Below are 16,500 nucleotides of genomic sequence, written 5' to 3'. Positions count from 1 at the left end.
GTCCTGTCAGATACAGAAGCTTAGTCCTTGGTCAAACCACTTAGCTTTATCAACCTAACCTTTAATCTTGTGTCTAAGATTTGGGGGTCGGTTCAAATGGGCGGTTATTATAAGAGCGATTAGTTTTTCTCTTTGTCAATAATCTTATTGCCACCAATCCAAGGCATCATCGCACGCAGCTTGGCACCTGTGGTTTCAATTGGGTGAGCAGCATTATTGCGGCGGCGAGCGGTCATTGATGGGTAGTTAAGCTGACCTTCAGCAATAAACATCTTGGCATATTCGCCAGACTGGATACGCTTCAACGCGTTACGCATCGCTTCACGAGATTGGTCGTTGATAACCTCAACACCTGTTACATATTCGCCAAATTCTGCATTGTTAGAAATTGAGTAGTTCATGTCAGCGATACCGCCTTCGTACATCAAATCAACAATCAATTTCAACTCATGCAAGCACTCAAAATACGCCATCTCTGGAGCATAACCTGCCTCAACCAAAGTCTCAAAGCCCATCTTGACAAGCTCAACCGCACCGCCGCACAATACGGCTTGTTCACCAAATAGGTCGGTTTCGGTTTCGTCCTTGAAGGTGGTTTCGATGATGCCCGAGCGGCCACCGCCCACGCCTGAGGCATAAGATAGAGCAACTTGCTTGGCTGTGCCTGACACATCACGCCATACAGCGATAAGATCAGGGATACCGCCACCTTTGACAAATTCCGAACGCACGGTATGGCCTGGGGCTTTTGGGGCAACCATAATTACATCAAGGTCGGCTCGTGGCTCAACCTGGTTATAATGAATGGCAAAACCGTGAGCAAAGGCAAGCGTTGCACCCTGCTTGATATTTGGTTCGATGGTTTCTTTATAAAGCTGACGCTGAAACTCATCAGGGGTCAAAATCATCACCACATCAGCACCAGCGACCGCCTCGGCAGTTTCGGCAACTTTTAGACCAGCGTTTTCAGCCTTTTTCCAAGAGTGAGAGCCAGCACGCAAGCCCACGGTTACATCAACGCCACTGTCTTTTAGGTTCAAGGCGTGGGCATGGCCTTGCGAACCATAGCCGATGATGGCAACTTTTTTGCCTTGAATGATAGACAAATCACAATCTTTGTCATAATAGATATTTAAGCTCATACGAGTTTCCTTAATGGTTTGCCCTGTTGGGCGGGTTTAAAAAAGCAGTCTCATCAACCAATGAGCATTGCCATGCTTAATAATATGTCATTTTTTAACGGATAGTAACAAACCAAACAAAATAAAACCAGTTCCAAGATACCCAAACCACCCTAATGTATCACCAAAAACAACGAATGCAAATAAGGTTGCAAACATCGGGTCTGATGTCTCAATGATTTGTACTTTGCTAGCCTGTCCGTATTGCACCGCCTTGGTTGTAAAATAAAACCCACCAATAGTTGGTAACAGTACAAGGCAAGCGATCATCAGCCAAGCCATGCCGCTTGGCAGTTGCATTCCTTGAGCATACCAAGGCAAAAACAAATAAACACTACCAAAGGCAAATAACCAAAAAAGCTGTGCCAAACCACTGCCAATGCTTAAGACCTTTGATAAAAAAATAAATAGCGAGTAGCCAAGGCCGCCCAACAAAGCCAGTACCATACCCCAAATAGAACCACTAACGCCTTGCTCAAATAAAAAAAGAAGGCACACACCAGAAATAATACTGGCAAACGCAATCATTTTATGGCTGGTTATTTTTTCATTTAAAAATAGCATCGCCAATAATAAAGTTACCACACCTGATGCATAGGTCAAAAACGAAACCAAGGAAATGGACGCTTTGCTAAAAGCCCAAGTTTCAAAAAAATACAAACAAAAAATACCCAAAAAGCTCAGCAAGGCAAATTTATACCACTGTTTTGCCAGCAAAGCTACTTTGTTAATACGCTTTGGCTGAATAACACAGACTACAGCGACCAACAAAAAGGCAAAAAAACATTTAAAAAAAGCCAAGGCACTTGGTGACAATTCATCATCAAACTCAAACGCTAGCCTAGTGAATACCCCAATTAGTCCATTTAAGATGGCGGCAATCAAAGCATACATTTCGGCTTTTTTAATAAAGCTTGTATCAAACATCATAGGTTAATCTGATATCAAAACTTATTTATGCCATTTGAAGAATTGGCTTTTGCTTTTTGGTTAAATTTGGTTTTAAGAATTTTGTCATTACTATACGCTCACAAACTCAAAGTTCGCTCGCCCCGTGCAATACCAATCACGCCACTACGCACAACTTCTAGGATTTTATCACGACCAATCACATCAATAAAGCCGTCCAACTTGTCTGCATCACCTGTGATTAAGATGGTGTACAAATTGGGGCTGACATCAACAATTTGGGCACGGAAAATATCAGCACTGCGTTTGACCTCTTCTCGGTGCGACCCCATCGCACGCACTTTAATCAGCATTAGCTCACGCTCAATGTGATTGCCACCGCTTAAATCGGATAGGTTTTGTACTTTTACCACCTCAATCAATTTGTGCAACTGCTTGGTGATTTGCTCAATCTTGTCATGCGTAGTGATTGTTGTTAGCGTCAAGCGAGAAATGGTTGGATCATCGGTTGCGGCAACATTGAGCGTATCAATGTTATAGCCACGCTGACTGAACAGCCCCACCACACGAGACAGCGACCCTGCTTCGTTTTCCATCAATACAGAAATAAGATGCTTTTGTAATTGACCTGACATTAGGTACGCTCCCCTTTTGATAACCACATATCACGCATAGACTGACCAGCAACCTGCATTGGATACACATGCTCGCCTCTGTCCACATAAACATCAATAAATACCAATCCGTCCATCTCAAGAGCGGCTTTTAGCTCGCTTTCCATTGTTGCAGGATTGGTGATTTTGACGCCCTTATGCCCATAACTTTCGGCAAGTTTGACAAAATCTGGCAGAGATTTCATGTAACTTTGGGCATGGCGACCCTCGTACAGCATATCTTGCCACTGCTTAACCATGCCCAATTGGGCATTGTTAAGATTCAAAATCTTCACAGGCAAGTTATACTGCAGGCAAGTGGATAGCTCTTGGATATTCATCTGAATTGAACCTTCGCCTGTGATACAGACCACTGTCTTTTCAGGGCAAGCCAATTTTGCCGCCATTGCATAAGGCAGGCCTACGCCCATCGTACCAAGACCGCCTGAATTTAGCCATTGGCGAGGTTCATCATATTTATAATATAAAGCGGCAAACATTTGATGCTGACCGACATCACTGGTGATAATCGCCTTGCCATCGGTGAGCTTGTACAAAGTCTCAACCACATGCTGCGGTTTGATGCCATGCAGCTCAGCTGCAGCGTCATCATCGCCATAACGCAGACCGTGCCGCTTACGCCATTCATGAATTTGCTGCCACCAGTCTTTTAGTGCGTGTTCATCAAGTCGCTGATCGCTTTGTTGCAGCAAAGCAAGCATCTCGTTCAGCACTGGTTTCACATCACCAACAATCGGAATATGTGCTGTGATGGTCTTTGAGATGCTGGCAGGATCAACATCAATATGAATGATGGTTGCATTTGGGCAGAATTTTTTGACATTATTTGTTACACGGTCATCAAATCTTGCCCCCACTGCCAAAATCACATCGGCATGGTGCATAGTCATATTCGCCTCATAAGTGCCATGCATACCAAGCATACCAAGAAACTGCTCGCCAGAACCAGGATATGCCCCCAGCCCCATCAATGTATTTGTTACTGGCAGTCGCAATAAATCAGCAAGCTGGCGTAATTCTTCACTGGCATTGCCAAGCACCACACCGCCTCCTGAGTACAATACAGGACGCTTGGCAGCAAGCAAAGTATCAATGGCTTTTTTGATTTGACCGCCATGCCCTTTGTGTGTTGGTTGGTATGAGCGAATATTGACCGTATCTGGCATATGATAGACGAACTTATCGCTTGGATTGGTCATGTCTTTTGGAATATCAACCACCACAGGGCCAGGTCGTCCAGAAGCTGCGATAAAGAAGGCTTTTTTGATAACTGCTGGAATCTCTTCGGCATGGCGAATTTGAAAACTGTGCTTAACAATTGGGCGAGAGATACCAACCATATCACACTCTTGGAATGCGTCATCACCAATCAAGCTGCTTGGCACTTGCCCTGACAACACCACCATCGGAATAGAGTCCATAAAAGCTGTGGCAATTGCTGTTACTGTGTTGGTTGCACCCGGCCCTGATGTGGCAAGCACCACGCCTGTTTTGCCCGTTGTGCGGCTATAAGCATCTGCCATGTGTCCAGCTGCTTGCTCATGGCGTACCAAAATATGCTCAATCTTATCCTGCTTAAATAAGGCATCATAAATATGCAAAACCGCCCCACCAGGGTAGCCAAAAATATATTCAACCCCTTCATCAATCAATGCCTGAACCAACATTTCGGCACCAGACATCATCACTGTCTTGCCATCTGCCAGTGCTTGTTGCAATGCACGAAAATGTGCAGCAGCGTCTTTGGTTTGGGTATGCCCTGTCATATTTGGGGCTTGGGTGGTTTGACTCATAAGTTATTATCCTTTTGCTAACAAGCTGTAACAAAATGAATGCAGCATCAATGCCGCTCTACTGGTGCAATAACTTATGGCAAGGCAAGAGAATTGGAGCTAGTCCAAACAAGAAAGCATGGAGAAATTTCTTGTGTCTTGCAGACCGATAAGTCTTATTGCAATGTATGATTTTGCGTCATCAAACGGTAATTTGATAGCACCAATCACACAAACGCAGCCTTTGATAAATGCTACGCCGACCAACGATGTTGTTATACATCCAAAATATACCCCTATCTTACCTGAAAAGCAATCGATTGCCAAGCCATTTTTTCTTGCTTTTTTGTTTGGCTATAGCAAAATATTTGTTATGGTTTATAAAATTATCATAACTAATATTTATATCTTGGCATTGGCTCATCACCGCACATTGCCCATCTGATGATAAAGTATCAAACAACGATGATTTTCGCCCAAGACGATGGTACAATATTGACAGATTGACTCGGTAGGTATGTTGGCATGGTTATTTGGCAGGCAAGCACCAAAAATAATAGGCACACTCAAGCATCAGTTACCATGCTTGCCGTGCTTTTTTTGGCTGGTGTTTGTCATGCAGGCAACGCCTACAAAAGCACAGGGCAGTTCGGCGAGGTGCGTTATAGCCAGTTGCCACCAATTAATGCGGCGTTTGAGCAAGTTCGCGTGCATCATCTTAATCCTGCCCAGCCAGATCGCCGCAGCGTTTGCCAATATTTGACAAGCAATTTACAAACGCTACAAACAGGTGGCGAAGTCTACGAAGTGAGTGCCACAGGCGATAGGGTTCTCCTGAGCAGCGAGCAAATTCATAATAAAATCATACAGATACGCCAAGCCATCACCGAGCATTGTTATGACTGATTTGATTGCCATGCAACCAAGTGATGACATCGCCGAAGTAAGAGCATGGATTCGCCAAAAAGCACAAGAGCTTGGTTTTGCTGATTGTGGATTTTTGAGTGTGCATCACCCACTGTTTGCCCAACAAACCCAAGCTCTCAAACAATGGCTAAATCAAGGGCTAAACGGCACTTTGGATTTTTTGCACGAAAATCATGAACTGCGCGCCAATCCGCACAAACTGGTTGAGCACGCCAAAACCATCATCAGCGTCCGCATGGACTATCTGCACACAACGCCCACACCTCGCTGCGTTGAGGATAATCACCGTCCCAACCATGCCATCATCGCTCGTTATGCCAGAGGGCGTGATTATCACAAAACCGTGCGTCAGCAGCTAAAAAAACTTGCCATCGCCATAGAGAATGAACTGCCCAATTGGCAACATTTACACATTGGGGCTGACAAGCCTTTTGTTTTTCGCCCATTTAGTGATTCGGCACCGATTTTTGAACGCCCCATTGCTGATGCCGCTGGCCTTGGCTGGACAGGCAAGCATACTTTGCTCATCAATCGTCAAGCAGGCTCATTTTTTAATCTCGGCGAGTTGTTTATTAGCTTGGATTTGGCAGAAAAAAATCAACCGCACGCAACCAAATCGCACTGTGGCAGTTGCAGTGCCTGTATTGACATCTGCCCAACAGGGGCGATTATTGCACCGCATACACTTGATGCCGCCGCGTGCATTTCATACCTGACCATCGAGCACAAAGGCAGTATTGATCATAAATATCGCAAAGCCATTGGCAATCGTATTTTTGGCTGTGATGATTGCCAGCTGATTTGCCCATGGAATCGCTACGCCAAAATCAGCACAGTGGCTGATTATGCTCCACGGCATGGGCTTGATGATATTTGGCTGCTTGATGTTTGGCAATGGAGCGAGGCGGAATTTTTGACAAAAACCGAAGGGTCGCCACTAAGACGCACGGGATATTTGCACTTGTTGCGTAACACCGCCATCGCTTTGGGCAATTGTCAGCCAACCGATCGGCATGCATTAAACACAGTGCTAAACGCCCTCACCCAGCGACTTGGCGACAATGAAATGCTTGATGAGCATATTCTATGGGCAATTGAGCAGCTACACGCCCTATCGGTTGTATAAAGCCTGTTTATCTGGCAATCTTCTTGGCTTTGTGTGCTGATAAGCCTTATTTGACAACGCATACCTTGGCATTGGGTAGCTTGGTGATGATAAATTTCTTGTCAAGTAAACAAAAATCCCAAGCCATCGCCTAGGATTTTTATCATGAGCAAGCCAATCAATCACTCAGGAATACGCAATACCTGTCCGACATAGATTTTGTCAGGGTGAGATAGCATAGGCTTGTTGGCATCAAAGATTTTCATATAATCATTGGCATTGCCGTACATTTCTTTGGCGATTTTTGACAAAGTGTCGCCAGATTTTACGGTATAAAAACGAGATTCTGCTGCTGGCTCTTTGACCTCAATTTCATCAACCACCGTTGCCACATGCTGTACATTGCCCACGGCCAGACGCGCACGCTCACGATCTGCCTGCGTTTCGGCAACGCCAGACAGTGTTGCTGTGTCTGTATCGCTGTTATAATTGACAACCAAGCCACTGATATTTACATTTTGTGCCTGAATGCGTGCCAAAAGCAAATTGGCAATCTCCTGTGCGGTTGGCTCAGCCGCAGGTGCTGCCTGCTCGGTTTGTGCTGCTGGCTTGTTGCGATTGAACAATTTATCGCCAATTTCTTTTGCAAAACTAAATACGCTCATAATAACTCCCAATGGTTTTTACTTGGTGGATATTTAATGGATTTAGTATAAGCCAATTTTGCGTAACTTGTATGTGAGTTTGATGATAAATGCGTTACAAGATGTATCCTAACTGTGCTAAGCGTACAACAAAAAACCACTCTCAAGGAGTGGCTTTGTGCAAAATTGATTATTATGCAACTTTTGCAGAAACATAATCAATGGCTTTTTGTACAGTGGTCAGCTCGGCTGAATCTTCATCAGGAATGGTGATGCCAAAGCTGCTTTCAAAAGCCATAACCAGCTCAACCAAATCCAATGAATCAGCACCCAAATCGTCCATGAAAGAGGCTTCGTTTTTGATCTCTTCAACGCTCAGACCAAGTTGCTCAGCTACTGCATCTTTTACTTTAGCTTCGATATCGCTCATAATAGTTTCCTTCATAAATATAAGCCGACAGCACCGTGCTGCATTTGGCTTGTTTAAAACTTGTGGCTATCATAAAGCATTTGCACAAAAAGTGCAAGCATTTATGGCTACATTTGTTCACTTTTTATAATAACGACAATCTGAAAATTTGTCAATCATTTTTCGCCGTGTCGGCTGATGGTTACATATACATGCCGCCATTGACCGCCAAGACGGCTCCTGTGATATAGCTGGCATCATCACTGGCAAGAAATGATACCGCTGCTGCAATCTCTTCTGGTTGAGCCATGCGTCCAAGTGGAACAGCGTCAAGCATGGAGCTGATGAGTCGCTCGTCCAACTCTTCGGTCATGTCTGTTTCTACAAAGCCCGGTGCGACACAGTTTACCGTTACCCCACGAGAGCCTATCTCGCGTGCCAAAGCACGGCTAAAGCCTTCGGCACCTGCCTTGGTTGCTGCATAATTACTCTGACCTGCATTGCCCATCTGCCCAACCACAGAGGTAATGTTGATAATGCGACCTTGTCTGGCCTTCATCATGCCACGCACGGCACGGCGACTCATGCGATAAATTGAACTAAGATTGGTATCAATCACACTTGCCCAATCCTCGTCTTTCATACGCATCAGCAGTCCATCTTTGGTAATGCCTGCATTATTCACCAACACATTAATGCCGCCATAGACACTGTCAATCTCTTCAAATAATTTATCAATCGCCTCATCGCTGCATACATCAAGCACACGCCCAATGCCGCCCGACTCACTCAGATATTCGGCAATGGCTTCTGCACCCTTTTCACTGGTTGCGGTGCCGATGACAAAATGCCCTTCGGCAGCAAAACGCTGAGCAATCGCCTTGCCAATACCACGGCTTGCACCCGTTACCAATACAATCTTTCTACTCATGCCAAATTCTCCAGCTTTTCTAATCGTGCCAATTTATCCGTTGGCAAGGCGGTAATGGGGGTTTGCTGACGCTTTGCCAAGTTTGACAAAACATTGCCCGGCCCACATTCAATAATCAATTCAACCTGCCCATCGGCAAGTTTTTGCATGGTTTTTGCCCATTGTACAGGCATCGATAGCTGCTCGGTCAATGCCAGTTTAATGTCCGCAATTTCGGTATGCACTTTGGCATGGCGGTTTTGAATCACGGGAATGTTTGCAGGATAAAACTTGGTGCCATCAAGCAATTTTGCCAATGCTTCATTTGCAGGGTTCATCAAAGCACAATGCGATGGCACGGATACTTTTAGCGGCACTGCCTTTTTGCCCAGCCCTTCAACTGCTGACAACACTGCCTCAACGCCAATTTGTGTGCCTGCAATCACCACCTGACCTACGCTATTAAAATTGGCAGCATTTACCACGCCTACACTGCTGCTGATTTCTTCGCACAAGCTTAGCACCTGCTCATCATCCAGCCCCAGCACCGCTGCCATTTGGGTATCTATCCCTGATACCGCTGCCGTCATCAGCTTACCTCGCTCATGCACAAGTCTGACCGCATCTGCCAAGCTAAGTACGCCAGAGGCAACCAATGCACTGTATTCACCCAATGAATGCCCCGCCAAATACACAGGCTTCAACGACTGCTTGGCAAGCATCGGCTCAATAATCCGCCAGATGGCAATGCTGGCAGTAAGCAGAGCAGGCTGGGTGAATTCTGTTTGATTGAGGCGAGTTTCGTCTTGGGTAATTTCCCACAAATCAAAACCCAAAGCTGCACTTGCTTCAGCAAAGGTTGTCCTCACCACCTCATGTACTTCGCCCAGTTCATTCATCATGCCAACGGTTTGCGAGCCTTGACCCGGAAAAACCACCGCCAAGCGTTTTGTCAAACTGGTGTTATCTTGTGTCATGTTATATCCTTTGGCTTGGCTATTTACACCAAGCAACCGATTATCTTATTTGTTCAAATTTTCACCAAATTTGACGCAGTAGTTCCTGTGCCGTTTGGTCATTTGCCAATTTTACCACAAAAATAAACGATTGTTTACCCAAATTAGCAAACAACTGGTAATAAAAAACCAAGCCTTCTTGTGGCTTGGTTTTATCAGCAAAGCAAAATTAGCTGTCTTGGCTAACTTTGAACAATTGGCGACCACGATAAAAACCATCTTTGGTTGCGTGGTGGCGAAGATGTTTTTCGCCAGTTGTAGAATCAATGCTTAGCTCAGCAATGGCGATATGGTCGTGAGAACGACGCATATCACGGCGTGAGCGGCTCTTGCGGTTTTGTTGAACTGCCATGATAGCTCCTAATCTAAATTCATCAGTCAGGCAAAATGCCTAAACAAACAAGGTTCGTGCGTCTTTGTCAATTTGTACCAATGCGATTTGGCATCAATTAATCGCCGTGCATCATAGACCATTGCACAATAAACGCTGTATTATACGCAAAAATCTTGCAAATTTCAAAGCCTAATCGCAAAAAATTACAAATCTTTTCATAAAAAAGCCGTCTGTGCCAAATTTGCTTGATTTAGGATAGTTTTCCTTTTAAGCCAGCAAGTATCGCAAAGGGGTTATCCTCAGGCTCTTGCTCTTGAGTATCATCATCATTGATTAGCATCTGACAATCGTCATGTCGTGGCGACAGCGGCAAGCCGAGCAACAATTCATCTTCCATTAACTGCTTGATGGGCAATTTGTGTACATTGCCAGCACCCAGCTCATCAAGCAACAAATAATCAGCATCATCAATCAAGGCAGTTTGTGCCTCATCTGCCAGCACAGCCAAGCGATATTGCTCCTGTGTCTGTAATGACAGCGGCTCAAGGCAGCGTTGGCACTGTAATAACAAAGTACCACTTAATTGATAGTTTAGCCAAATTATACCATCAGTTTTTGCTAATGCCACCGATGCAGCAAGCACGCCATCAATCTCTGCCTGCTCTGCCAGTCGTGGCAACTCGGCAATGGTCAATGCCCCTTGCCAAAAAAAACCAATGTCCGCCCATTTCTCCAGCATGATATTGGCAGGTAATTGCTTGTCTGTTGTTGTCATAAGTCCATCAATCTTATTGGTGATGATGCTATTATTTCACAAAATCAGTAAGAATTCACGCAAAATTTCGTAATTATGGAATTTGTCATCGGCTGACAATCAGTCTGCTTGACTTGGCAACGCTTGGCTTATAATATATTATTTTTATGCTTTGCAAATCCACCTTAGTAATCCCCAACCACCTTCTGTAGCCAATAGCAACCGATGTACATTGATTTTAACCACCTATCACCCAATCTGCTACGCAACAATGCTGACAATCGTGATGAAATTGTCGCTTTGTGGCACAATTTTTATCATGATGATGGCATTATCTCAGACATACGGTCTGCAACTTGTCATTTTCAGCAAAAAAACTGGGCATGGCTAAACAACTGGCAAGCACTTGATAAGACAGATGATAAGGCATTGACCGACTGGTTGATTGAGTTATTTAATAGCATTTATGCCCACAGCCCCATGCCGACACAGCTTGTGCGTGGCGTGAATGAACCTGAATATTTTGCACCCAAGCACGGTAGTCCTGCCCGCATTGAGTTTGCTCATGGGTTTTTTCAAAGTGCCTTGCACGAAATCAGTCATTGGTGCATTGCAGGTGCCAAGCGGCGGCAGCTTGATGATTTTGGCTATTGGTATTGTCCTGATGGGCGAGATGAGGGCAGCCAGCGACTCTTTGAGCAAGTTGAAATCAAGCCACAAGCCATTGAATGCCTGCTAAGCCTTGCCATCAATCGCACATTTTTTGTTTCTCAAGACAATCTGAATGCTGATTTTGATGCCAGTGGCAGCACTTTTGCCAGTGATGTCTTTGCCCAAGCCTATCAATATCTACAAACCCCAAACCGTCTACCCGCCGATGCCAGACGGCTAATTTGGTTGTTTTACCATTTCAACCAACCCTCACACGGAGTTTTATGAGAGATTGCTTTATAGACCTTGATAATCTCATTGCATGCCAAATCTGCTTTTGAGAAACTTTGTTGCATCACTCGACATCAACCTTTGGCTCGGCTTGTCTGTCGCGATTTATCACACATCGCCCAGTATACCAGCATCAGTAATTCTGCTCATCGTATCTTGAATACAAATCTTGGCTCTGGTATTGATTTTATGTTACCTGTCGCCAGCAGTGTGGCATTTGTTAGTTTTCCTGTTGTTATCTCTGATGCAGTTGTCTCTAATCACGACGGTTTGTATTTGTGGTGGGAATTGTTCAATCTCATGGATTATGGAGATTTCTGTGATCTTGTCGATCTCTATGTGGATTTGGATGAAATACCCGCCTTTATAAGCACGGTGGTTAATCTTAGCAATGATAAAATTGAGCTCATTCACCAAGGTGGTGTCAACATTCGGCAATTTATTATAAATACCCAATAAAAAACCCTGATGTCAAATCAGGGTTTTTTATTAATTGCCAAAATTATGGACGATCCACAAGCTCAACATAAGCCATTGGTGCATTATCACCATCACGGAAACCGCACTTGATGATACGCAAATAACCACCTGGACGAGTTTGATAGCGTGGTCCAAGTTCGCCAAACAGCTTACCAACCATAGCTTTATTACGCATACGGCTGAATGCCAAACGGCGATTAGCTACGCTATCTTCTTTCGCCAAAGTAATCAGAGGCTCTGCCACACGGCGAAGCTCTTTTGCTTTTGGCAATGTGGTTTTGATTAGCTCATGTTCAAACAATGAATTAGTCATGTTCTGGAACATGGCCTTACGATGACTGCTGGTGCGACCCAGCTTGACTCCGCTTTTACGATGTCGCATGGTCAATATCCTTTAAATTAGCGGCTGCGGTAAGAAAAACGATCATCAACTCGCAAATCGCTTGGTGGCCAATTGTCTAGACGCATGCCAAGCTCAAGATTTTTTGATGCAAGTACATCTTTAATCTCGGTCAATGATTTTTTACCCAAATTTGGTGTTTTTAGCAATTCAGTTTCTGAACGCTGCACCAAGTCGCCGATGTAATAAATGTTTTCAGCTTTTAAGCAGTTTGCCGAACGAACCGTTAGCTCAAGATCGTCCACTGGGCGTAATAGCACAGGGTCGATCTCTTCTTTTTCTTTGATAGGTTCAGGGGTTTCTTCTGCTTCCAAATCCACAAAAATAGCAATCTGCTGCTGCAAAATGGTTGCAGCCTTGCGAATTGCCTCTTCAGGATCGATCGTACCGTTGGTTTCTAGCTCGATAATCAGTTTATCAAGGTCGGTACGCTGTTCAACACGAGCATTTTCAACATCGTATGCCACACGAATAATTGGGCTAAAACTTGCATCAAGTTTTAGGCGACCAATGATTTTTGAATTGGCATCTTCACGACGCTGATTGGCAGGATCATAACCACGACCAGTTACCACACGCAGACGCATTTTTAGATGACCGCGTTCGCTTAATGTACCCAATACCAATTCTGGATTGGCAATTTCAACATTATGTGGTAATTGTAGATCAGCTGCAGTTACAACACCTGCACCCTGTTTATCCAAAGTTAAATATGCTTCGTTTTGATCGTGCAAAATGATGGCAAGTGATTTTAGATTTAGTAATAAATCCAACACATCTTCTTGCAAGCCTTCAAGCGTTGAATACTCATGATCAACGCCTTCAATTTCGGCTTCTACAACAGCAGCACCTGATAACGAAGACAATAGAATGCGACGCAGAGCATTACCCAATGTATGCCCAAAACCGCGTTCTAACGGCTCGAGCGTGACCTTTGCAGTCGTTTCATTAACCGTATCCACATTAATTGTGCTCGGTGTTAGAAACTCAGTTGCATTTGTCATAGTGTCACCTCGATTTAGTTCGGATTATTTAGAATATAGCTCAACAATCAAGTTTTCATTGATTTCAGCTGGCAATTCGCTGCGATCTGGTGCAGTTTTGAATGTGCCTTGTAATTTGCTGTGATCAACTTCTAACCATGCTGGAATGCCGCGTTGTGTCGCAAGCTCAACTGCGTTTTTAATGCGCAATTGCTCTTTTGACTTTTCATGCACAGCAATTACATCGCCATCTTGTACTTGGATAGATGGAATATTGACACGCACAAATTCATCACGACCAGCTTTTTTAAGCAAGATTGCACGATGGCTTACCAACTGGCGTGCTTCTGCACGAGTTGCACCAAAGCCCATGCGGTATACAACATTGTCAAGACGACGCTCAAGCATGCTTAGCAAGTTTTCGCCTGTTGCACCACGCTGACGAGCAGCTTCTTTATAGTAGTTAGAGAATTGACGCTCCAACACACCGTACATGCGTTTTACTTTTTGCTTTTCACGAAGCTGTGATGCGTATTCAGAAGTTTTGCTTTGGCTATTGCCATGCTGACCAGGTACGCGACCTGCTTTTTTTGTTTTCACATCAAAAGGCTTAACACCTGACTTCAATTGCAAGTCAGTGCCTTCACGACGCGATAGTTTTAATTTTGGACCAATATAACGGGCCATGTGTCTCTCTCCTTAAACGCGGCGCTTCTTAGGTGGGCGGCAGCCGTTGTGTGGAATTGGTGTTACATCACTGATGCTGTTAATTTTATAACCCAATGCACCTAATGCACGAACCGCAGACTCACGACCAGGTCCTGGACCTTTTACCAAGACATCGATATTCTTGACACCATAAGTTTCCTGTGCAGTTTTGCCTGCAACTTCAGCTGCTACCTGAGCAGCAAATGGTGTAGATTTGCGTGAACCACGGAAGCCTTGTCCACCAGAGGTGGCCCAAGCCAATGCATTACCTTGACGATCAGTGATCGTTACAATGGTGTTATTAAAAGACGCATGAATGTGGGCGATACCTTCAGATACCGAACGACGAGCCACTTTTTTGCGGCTACGAGTGTCTTTTGCCATCTTTTAGCTTCCTAAGTTAGTTACTTTTTAATTGCTTTGCGTGGACCTTTGCGGGTACGCGCGTTAGTTTTTGTGCGTTGTCCATTTACTGGCAAACCACGACGGTGGCGAAGACCACGGTAGCAGCCAAGATCAACCAAACGCTTAATATTCATTGAAACTTCACGACGAAGATCGCCTTCTACTGTGTAGTTTGCAACTTCTGCACGGACAGCATCCAGTTGTGAATCGTCTAACGAACCAATTTTGGTAGTTTCGTTGATACCAACCTTAGCAAGAATTTGCTTGGCAGTGGTACGACCGATACCAAAAATGTAAGTTAGTGAAATCACAGCATGTTTGTTATCCGGAATGTTTACACCGGCAATACGAGCCATTGATTCTCTCCATTAGCACAAATACAATGTATTTGCTAAGTTTAACCACTATCAAATAAACAAATGATAGCATGGCAAGAAGCGGATAATACATTATCCGCTGCAAAATATCAAGTATTAATTTGTAAAATTAACCTTGACGCTGTTTATGGCGTGGTTCTGAACTGCAAATCACAAGAACTTTGCCCTTGCGACGAACAATTTTGCAGCTGCCACAGATTTTTTTTACAGATGCTTGAACTTTCATTTCATGCTCCTAACTTCACCGATTTGGTGATTTAACTAATGTTTGATTATGATATTGATGCGTCATCAAATGTGCTTGTATCTGTGCAATAAAGTCCATCAACACAACCACCATAATCAATAAAGATGCACCGCCTAAAGGAATTGGCACATTAAACACTGACTGAATAATCATTGGCATCAAGCAAATGATCGTCATATACATCGCACCAATAAATGTTAAGCGATTTAAAACAAAATCCAAATATCGCTTGGTTTGTTGTCCCGGTCTAATGCCTGGAATATACGCACCGCTGCGTTTTAAATTTTCAGCAACTTCTTTTGGGTTAAACATCAACGCTGTATAAAAATAGCAGAAGAAGATAATCATCACGCCAAAGAGTAGCAAATACAGCGGCTGCCCCGGTTGCAAAACCAAAGAAATATTTTGTAAGATTTCTTGGCTAAGTGTCGGATTTTCACTGACCGTTACCCATTGCCCAAGGCTTGCTGGAAGCAACAACAATGAGCTGGCAAAAATTGCTGGAATCACCCCTGCCATATTAATCTTCAGAGGCAAATGCGACTGTTGCTGTGCATAGACCTTGCGACCTTGTTGCTGCTTTTGGGCATAATTAACAGGCACTCGTCGCTGAGCTCGTTCAATATAAACAATACCAGCTGTAACGGCCACGCCCAATACAACAAATAACATCATCACAATCAGATTCATGTCTTGACTAAATGCTTGGGAAATCATACCCGGTGCACTTGCAATAATACTTGCAAGGATTAGCATGGAAATACCATTACCAACGCCACGCTCAGTAATCTGTTCACCAAGCCACATCAAAAACATCGAACCTGCAACCAATGATGTTACTGCAGGAATGTAAAAACTAAGCCCTGTTGTCAGAGTCAGTCCACCAGCAATCAAGCCTGTAGACATGCCCACAGCTTGCACAAATGCCAAAGCCAGTGTACCCTGTCTGGTGTACTTGTTTAATGTTCTACGACCAGACTCACCTTCTTTTTTTAAGGCCTCAAGCGAAGGGATAATCGCCGACATCATCTGCACCACAATCGATGCAGAGATATACGGCATAATTCCCAATGCCATAATTGACATACGCTCCAAAGCACCCCCAGAGAACATATTAAACATACCCAAAAAGGTATTATCATTTCTCTGGAAAAAATCAGCAAGGCTGACAGGATTCATACCGGGAACTGGAATATGCGAACCAAGTCGATAAACAATCAACGCCCCCAACAAAAACAACATACGAGTCCATAGCTCATCATACTTACGAATGAAAGCCAGTGGATTCAAGGGTATGCCTGAACGAGACGCAGACTGTTTCAT

At 44.2% G+C, this 16,500-nt stretch carries 21 protein-coding genes; 4 read left to right on the top strand and 17 right to left on the bottom strand.

From position 1 onward, the window contains the following. Window positions 1–119 precede the first annotated feature (119 nt). The 4 genes from ilvC to BW928_RS07770 all read right to left on the bottom strand — a co-directional run bounded on the left by ilvC (window position 120) and on the right by BW928_RS07770 (window position 4,449). Complete coding sequence (ilvC, locus tag BW928_RS07785) at window positions 120–1,142, bottom strand: ketol-acid reductoisomerase (RefSeq protein ID WP_076555669.1); 1,023 nt, start codon at window positions 1,140–1,142, stop codon at window positions 120–122. An 87-nt stretch (window positions 1,143–1,229) separates the two neighbouring features. Next, window positions 1,230–2,111 (bottom strand): DMT family transporter, encoded by an 882-nt coding sequence (locus tag BW928_RS07780; RefSeq protein WP_200800835.1) that lies wholly within the window; start codon window positions 2,109–2,111, stop codon window positions 1,230–1,232. A gap of 98 nt (window positions 2,112–2,209) precedes the next feature. Further along, window positions 2,210–2,725 carry an acetolactate synthase small subunit gene (gene ilvN / locus BW928_RS07775; protein WP_076555667.1) on the bottom strand — a complete coding sequence of 172 codons (516 nt, stop codon included), beginning with the start codon at window positions 2,723–2,725 and terminating at the stop codon, window positions 2,210–2,212. Next, the gene (locus BW928_RS07770) at window positions 2,725–4,449 is read right to left on the bottom strand and encodes an acetolactate synthase 3 large subunit (protein WP_200800836.1); all 1,725 of its coding nucleotides are present in this window, start codon (window positions 4,447–4,449) and stop codon (window positions 2,725–2,727) included. The genes ilvN and BW928_RS07770 overlap by 1 nt, the downstream gene beginning before the upstream one ends. Before the next feature lie 612 nt (window positions 4,450–5,061). Here BW928_RS07770 and BW928_RS07760 point away from each other — a divergent pair. Beyond that, a complete protein-coding gene (locus tag BW928_RS07760) occupies window positions 5,062–5,442 on the top strand; it encodes a hypothetical protein (protein WP_076555664.1) in 381 nt (126 codons plus the stop codon). Continuing rightward, window positions 5,435–6,589 carry a tRNA epoxyqueuosine(34) reductase QueG gene (queG, locus tag BW928_RS07755; protein ID WP_076555663.1) on the top strand — a complete coding sequence of 385 codons (1,155 nt, stop codon included), beginning with the start codon at window positions 5,435–5,437 and terminating at the stop codon, window positions 6,587–6,589. Before BW928_RS07760 ends, queG begins: the two co-directional genes overlap by 8 nt. Before the next feature lie 161 nt (window positions 6,590–6,750). On the opposite strand, the gene lysM is transcribed toward queG, so the two are convergent. From lysM to BW928_RS07725, 6 genes are all read right to left on the bottom strand, one after another. Then, window positions 6,751–7,233 carry a peptidoglycan-binding protein LysM gene (lysM, locus tag BW928_RS07750; RefSeq protein ID WP_076555662.1) on the bottom strand — a complete coding sequence of 161 codons (483 nt, stop codon included), beginning with the start codon at window positions 7,231–7,233 and terminating at the stop codon, window positions 6,751–6,753. 172 nt (window positions 7,234–7,405) lie between these two features. Beyond that, window positions 7,406–7,642 carry an acyl carrier protein gene (gene acpP, locus BW928_RS07745; RefSeq protein ID WP_049236863.1) on the bottom strand — a complete coding sequence of 79 codons (237 nt, stop codon included), beginning with the start codon at window positions 7,640–7,642 and terminating at the stop codon, window positions 7,406–7,408. A 181-nt stretch (window positions 7,643–7,823) separates the two neighbouring features. Beyond that, window positions 7,824–8,552, bottom strand: coding sequence for a 3-oxoacyl-ACP reductase FabG (fabG, locus tag BW928_RS07740; RefSeq protein WP_076555661.1), 729 nt, complete (start codon window positions 8,550–8,552; stop codon window positions 7,824–7,826). Further along, the gene (gene fabD, locus BW928_RS07735; protein ID WP_076555660.1) at window positions 8,549–9,508 is read right to left on the bottom strand and encodes an ACP S-malonyltransferase; all 960 of its coding nucleotides are present in this window, start codon (window positions 9,506–9,508) and stop codon (window positions 8,549–8,551) included. The genes fabG and fabD overlap by 4 nt, the downstream gene beginning before the upstream one ends. A 208-nt stretch (window positions 9,509–9,716) precedes the next feature. After that, a complete protein-coding gene (rpmF, locus tag BW928_RS07730) occupies window positions 9,717–9,899 on the bottom strand; it encodes a 50S ribosomal protein L32 (protein WP_003656952.1) in 183 nt (60 codons plus the stop codon). A gap of 232 nt (window positions 9,900–10,131) precedes the next feature. Next, the gene (locus BW928_RS07725) at window positions 10,132–10,656 is read right to left on the bottom strand and encodes a YceD family protein (protein WP_076555659.1); all 525 of its coding nucleotides are present in this window, start codon (window positions 10,654–10,656) and stop codon (window positions 10,132–10,134) included. 204 nt (window positions 10,657–10,860) lie between these two features. Between BW928_RS07725 and BW928_RS07720 the strand changes: the two genes are divergently transcribed. Both BW928_RS07720 and BW928_RS11445 read left to right on the top strand, forming a co-directional pair. Continuing rightward, entirely contained in the window at window positions 10,861–11,574 is a 714-nt protein-coding gene (locus BW928_RS07720; RefSeq protein ID WP_076555658.1) for an elongation factor P hydroxylase, read from the top strand. Between the two features lie 159 nt (window positions 11,575–11,733). After that, window positions 11,734–12,036 (top strand): hypothetical protein, encoded by a 303-nt coding sequence (locus tag BW928_RS11445; RefSeq protein WP_159434535.1) that lies wholly within the window; start codon window positions 11,734–11,736, stop codon window positions 12,034–12,036. Window positions 12,037–12,079: 43 nt separating this feature from the next. On the opposite strand, the gene rplQ is transcribed toward BW928_RS11445, so the two are convergent. From rplQ to secY, 7 genes are all read right to left on the bottom strand, one after another. After that, entirely contained in the window at window positions 12,080–12,439 is a 360-nt protein-coding gene (gene rplQ, locus BW928_RS07710) for a 50S ribosomal protein L17 (protein WP_076555656.1), read from the bottom strand. Window positions 12,440–12,456: 17 nt separating this feature from the next. Continuing rightward, entirely contained in the window at window positions 12,457–13,461 is a 1,005-nt protein-coding gene (locus tag BW928_RS07705) for a DNA-directed RNA polymerase subunit alpha (protein ID WP_076555655.1), read from the bottom strand. Window positions 13,462–13,485: 24 nt separating this feature from the next. After that, window positions 13,486–14,127 carry a 30S ribosomal protein S4 gene (gene rpsD / locus BW928_RS07700; RefSeq protein ID WP_076555654.1) on the bottom strand — a complete coding sequence of 214 codons (642 nt, stop codon included), beginning with the start codon at window positions 14,125–14,127 and terminating at the stop codon, window positions 13,486–13,488. Between the two features lie 12 nt (window positions 14,128–14,139). Beyond that, window positions 14,140–14,532, bottom strand: coding sequence for a 30S ribosomal protein S11 (rpsK, locus tag BW928_RS07695; RefSeq protein WP_076555653.1), 393 nt, complete (start codon window positions 14,530–14,532; stop codon window positions 14,140–14,142). Window positions 14,533–14,552: 20 nt separating this feature from the next. Beyond that, window positions 14,553–14,909, bottom strand: a complete 357-nt coding sequence (rpsM, locus tag BW928_RS07690) for a 30S ribosomal protein S13 (protein WP_076555652.1) — start codon at window positions 14,907–14,909, stop codon at window positions 14,553–14,555. Between the two features lie 130 nt (window positions 14,910–15,039). After that, the gene (rpmJ, locus tag BW928_RS07685; RefSeq protein WP_036364264.1) at window positions 15,040–15,156 is read right to left on the bottom strand and encodes a 50S ribosomal protein L36; all 117 of its coding nucleotides are present in this window, start codon (window positions 15,154–15,156) and stop codon (window positions 15,040–15,042) included. Window positions 15,157–15,171: 15 nt separating this feature from the next. Then, on the bottom strand, window positions 15,172–16,500 hold the full coding sequence (gene secY / locus BW928_RS07680; protein ID WP_076555651.1) for a preprotein translocase subunit SecY: 1,329 nt from the start codon (window positions 16,498–16,500) through the stop codon (window positions 15,172–15,174).

The sequence above is a fragment of the Moraxella cuniculi DSM 21768 genome (assembly GCF_900156515.1).
Taxonomy (GTDB): Bacteria; Pseudomonadota; Gammaproteobacteria; order Pseudomonadales; family Moraxellaceae; genus Moraxella; species Moraxella cuniculi.
Note: the sequence above shows the minus strand (reverse complement) of the source record. Positions and strands in the feature narration are given on the sequence as shown.